General features: G+C 53.5%; 2 protein-coding genes. One reads left to right on the top strand and one right to left on the bottom strand.

Annotation, left to right across the window (positions count from 1 at the left end; translation table 11 throughout):
* Positions 1 to 331: 3,4-dihydroxy-2-butanone-4-phosphate synthase (locus tag AWU74_RS05425; protein ID WP_162504869.1), on the bottom strand; the 331-nt coding region annotated here is incomplete at its 3' end.
* Positions 332 to 872: 541 nt separating this feature from the next.
* Here AWU74_RS05425 and AWU74_RS05415 point away from each other — a divergent pair.
* Positions 873 to 1,130, top strand: coding sequence for a hypothetical protein (locus AWU74_RS05415; protein WP_187150868.1), 258 nt, complete (start codon positions 873 to 875; stop codon positions 1,128 to 1,130).
* Positions 1,131 to 1,588: the final 458 nt, after the last annotated feature.

Below are 1,588 nucleotides of genomic sequence, written 5' to 3'. Positions count from 1 at the left end.
GAATGGTCGCCGCCCGGTCAAAGGCGGAAATCCCCGTGGTCGCGCCCTTCAGGACGTCGACGCTGACGGTGAACGCCGTGCCGTGAACGGCGGTGTTTTCGCTCACCATGAGCGGCAGCCGCAGTTCACGCGCCCGCGCCTCGGTTATCGCCTGACAGACCAGCCCCCTGCCGTGCCGCGCGACGAAGTTCACCGCTTCGGGCGTCGCCTTTTCGGCCGCCATGACGAAGTCGCCCTCGTTCTCGCGGTTTTCGTCGTCCGTTACAATCAGCAGTTTCCCCCGGCGGATTTCTTCAACGGCTTCCTCGACCGCCGCATATATGTCGCTCATATTCTATAGCCTCTCCTGCAAAACCATTCGGCGTGTCCTGCGCGAGCCGCGCACCGCGCGCACTGCCGCCCTATTTGTCGCCTACTATAGCACCAAACCGTCGGTTATCATAGCGTCCCCGGCGCATTTGTTCAGGTTTATTCAAGGATTGCGCGTATCTGCGGAGCCTCTGCGCTTGTTTGCGGAATTATCCTGCTTGCTTCCGCAGTTATTGGCGACGGTTCCCGCGACCCTTAATGCGGGACTCAGCCTCGTGTGCCGGACTGCGCCGCGTCCGGCGGAAGTCGCGCAGCGCGCGGGTAGGACAGGAGTTTTCTGAAAAAACTGTCGCACGCCTTCGGCGTGCTTACCGAGTTTGCGCCGCTTCGCTTACCGCAAACTCGCGGCATAAAGGCTTTGCCTGTGGATAAAGGCGTATAGTGACTGCCGAAATGGAGAGAAAGGGAGCGGGCAAAGCCCGTTCCCTTTCTCGTCTCATAGGGGAAGCGGTAAAACCGCTTTCCCTATGACGGCGTACAGGCAAGGCATAGCGGCAAAATCTTTGTATTACATAGAGATACACGGTATACGGGCAGCGCCGGACGCGCCCCGCGGCGGCGTTTTTGCGCCGCTCATAAAATTTTATGCGTGGCTCACAGGATTTTATGCGTGGCTCACAAAATTTTTTGCGTCACTCACAAAATTTTATGCGCCGCTCACAAAATTTTATGCGCCGCTCGCAAAATTTTATGCGTGGCTCACAAAATTTTATGCGTCGCTCACAAAATTTTATGCGTCGCTCGCAGGACCTTGCGAGTAACTCGCGGGACCTTGCGGGCGGCGCGTTCCCCTTGCGGGAAATGTCTGAGTTTGCTTTGCGAACTCGCGGTATAGAGGTGAAGGCATAGCAAAAGCGCCGCATCGGGGCGTAAAAAAACGGCGAAAACCACGCTTGCCGCGGGGCACGCGGATTGTGCGGCGCAGTTAGCTCGCTCCCCTCACAGTGTTTGAAATTTATGAAAGAGTGTGGAATAATAGATATGCGCCCTGACGAACTGTATTACAATAACGTTTTAGCAGAAGAATGAAGCATAAAAGTAGACGCCGCAGGCATTATATATCTTGATCTAAACGAGGAAAATTTATGAAAATGATTCATCAATAAGATACTGGTTGGATGGATTTGCTCTTGATGTAATAAGCGAGAGAAGAGATAAACTTATTAAAGCAAATAAGATCATGTATGATGATGGGTGGACTTCTGTAATAGATAAATTC

The sequence above is a fragment of the Treponema endosymbiont of Eucomonympha sp. genome (genome assembly GCF_001028545.1).
This window is presented reverse-complemented; position numbering and strand designations above follow the sequence as displayed.